2 protein-coding genes are annotated in these 2870 nt (G+C 59.0%); both read right to left on the bottom strand.

What is annotated here, in order from left to right:
- Nucleotides 1-125: 125 nt before the first annotated feature.
- Nucleotides 126-1274, bottom strand: a complete 1149-nt coding sequence (locus H1Y01_RS09280) for a glycosyltransferase family 4 protein (RefSeq protein WP_180540160.1) — start codon at nt 1272-1274, stop codon at nt 126-128.
- Nucleotides 1274-2870 (bottom strand): tetratricopeptide repeat protein (locus H1Y01_RS09275; protein WP_180540159.1); only part of this gene is annotated, 1597 nt, incomplete at its 5' end. The genes H1Y01_RS09275 and H1Y01_RS09280, both read right to left, overlap by 1 nt.

Here is a 2870-nt window from a genome sequence, read left to right as displayed (position 1 = left end):
TATTCCGAGGCAGAGATTCGCGATGCGCTTTTGCGGATCCTTACCACTCCGACTCTACGAACCGAACTGGGAGAGCGAGGACGGCACCGCGCGGCAGCGTACTACCGCTGGGAACTCGTCGCGCGTCAGTCCTGGGACTTCTTCGAACGCGTGCTGGGTTGAGTCATCTCTTCGAAGAGCCGGATCATCTTGCGCGCGGAAGCCTCACGGGAGAAGGCTTGCGCGCGAACCAAACCGGATGCCTGCAGTCGCGCGCGTAGGACCTCGTCTAGCGTGACATCGCGCATAGCGCTCTCGATATCGTCGACACTTTCGGGATCGAAGAAGCGCGCGCTACCGCCCGCGATCTCCAGTAGCGATGGCAAGCGTGAACACGCCGTGGGAACGCCCGCGGTCAAGGCCTCCAGCACGGGAATGCCGAAGCCTTCGAACTTCGATGGATAGATCAGCGCCCGGGCATCGGCGAAACTCCGATAAACCTCCCCCCGCTGTAGCCACCCGGGAATTTCGACCGATTGTTCCAACCCCAGATCGCGCCGCAGAGCTTCGATCGCGCTTGCTTCGAAGCCCTTCAGCCCGATAACTCGAAGCTGCCATCCGGGCTCGGAATAGAGGAAGGCGCGGAACGCCTTTAGTAGCGCATTCATGTTCTTGTGTGGATGGAGCGTCGATACGGTCAAGAGCAGCTTGCTTGTCGGAGGCCGCGCGAGGCGCCGCACCGCAAGGCGCGCGAATTCGGGTTCCACGCCATGTGGAATCACCGCAATGCGTGACGGGTCAATCCGGTAAAAACTCTCGAGGTCACGCTTAACGGCTTCCGAAAGCGTGACTAGCCGTTGTGAACGCGCAGCCGATAAAGGCAGAAGCGCTCGCCAAAAGGGGAGATCAAACCAGCGAAAAAATTCCGGATGGTGCTTGTATTGCAAATCATGAAACACCGTAATCATCGGACAGCGGCAAAGCAGCGGAGCGGTGAAGCCTGCGTTGAGCACTACATCGATGGCGTGCCGTTGAACGGCAAACGGCAGCACGGTCTGCTCATAGACGATGCGGGCCGGACGAAAAACCGCGTTCAAAGGCTGAGGACAATCGTGAAAGTTGGGCCGCGCTGGCGTGAGACTCGGACCTGTCTCGCGGTTGCGGAAGATGAAGTAGTCGTTGATCCGGTCGACCGATGCAATCGCTTCCAGCAAACCGCGCAGATAAATTTCTGTGCCGCCCACGCCGCCCGGAATCAGATAAAGCGCATTCACTCCAATGCGCAGAGCGCTCATCAGAATTGCGGGTTATGCTTGCGCGCACGATCGATGCCGCGCAGCGCCAGTTCATTGACGGGGTCGACCGCGAGCACTTGTTGGAACTGGCTCGCGGCTGCATCGAAACGCTGCAAGTGCAGATAGAGGATGCCGCGATAGTTGAACGGCGGCAGGTAAGTCGAATCGATACGCGAAGCCGTATCGAGCGACTGGATCGCCTGGTCGTATTGATTGGTCTTCATCTGAATGAGACCGATGCGGGTCCAGGCATCGGCAGTCGGCCGTAAGGCGATTGCCTTCCGATACGTTTCGAGTGCGGCGGGCAGTTGATTGGCGCAGTCGTACGCAGACGCCAGATTGGCGGTTTGACGATAATCCGCGGCCTCGATCTTGATCGCGCGTTCGAAGTAAGGGATGGCATCGACGCAGTCGCCCCGCAGGGAATAGGCGTCGCCGAGCCCCATGAGCGCACGCGCATTTTCCGGATTCTTGGAGACCGCGTCGCGCCACAGCGACTCCATCCCGACCCAAACTTGATTACGTTGAAAGGTCAGCACCGCGAAGATGAGGCAGACGGCCGCAAGCGCGGCATAAACGGCCTGACGGTTCCGCCACGATACGCGGACAGCAACCTCCGCAACCATCAGCGCGATGCCGATAAACGGTAGATAGAGCCGGCGTTCCGCCAGAGGATCGCGAATCGGCACGAACGAACTCGTAGGCGCAAACAGCACGAGCGTCACGAAGAAACCAAAAGAGGCGATGGGATACCGCTTGCGAAAGTAGAACGCCGCGGCGATCAGGCCCAGGAGCGCGATCCCATAGAAGACCGCGCCACGCTCCAGCAGGTTGTGCGAGACCGGGAAGTTGTAATCCACGGTCTGGCCGTAAGGCAGCACCAGCAATCGCATGTAGACGAAGAAGGCTCGGAACTCGGTGAACAGGTATTGGGACCAACTGAGGTCCTTCATCCCGAAGCCGAGGTTCGAACCGCTGTTGATGTAGCTCCGGAAGAAGAACAGTCCCGCCACGCCGGCTGCCGCAATCGGAATATACAGTCTCCAGTTGCGACGAATGCCGCTGAGGGAGAACGGCGGGTTGAAGTAGTAATCAGTGAGTAGAAGAACCGCGGGCAGCATCGCCGTGTGTTCCTTGCTGGTCATCGCGCATCCGTACAGCAACAGTACGCCGAGCGAGGTCCTAAACGTAATGGACACGCGGCTCCTGTACAGAAACACGTTGAACGCCGCCAGGAAGAACAGGATGCTGAGCGTCTCCGAACGGCTGGCGATGTAACTCACCGCTTCGGTCTGCACGGGATGCAGAAGAAACACCGCAGCGCTGAAAATAGCGACCGGCATAGCGCGCGCCTTCTCGATGGATGCCCATTCCAGAATGCGCTTGACGGCGAAGAACAGCAGCACGGCATTCGCGGCGTGCATAATCACATTCACCGCGTGATAGCCGAACGTGTCGAGACCCGCGGAGTGAAAATTGAAGTAGTAAGTCGACATCAACAGGGGCCGCACATTGATCCACTTGCGAAGCGGCAGAGTGGCGGCCTTGCGGAGGAACATCGGCAGGTTGCGATCGTCGAAGACGAATTCGCCGTTC

Origin of the sequence: Nevskia soli (assembly GCF_903970205.1) — a bacterium.
In the GTDB taxonomy this organism is placed as follows: domain Bacteria; phylum Acidobacteriota; class Terriglobia; order Bryobacterales; family Bryobacteraceae; genus Bog-113.
Note: the sequence above shows the minus strand (reverse complement) of the source record. Positions and strands in the feature narration are given on the sequence as shown.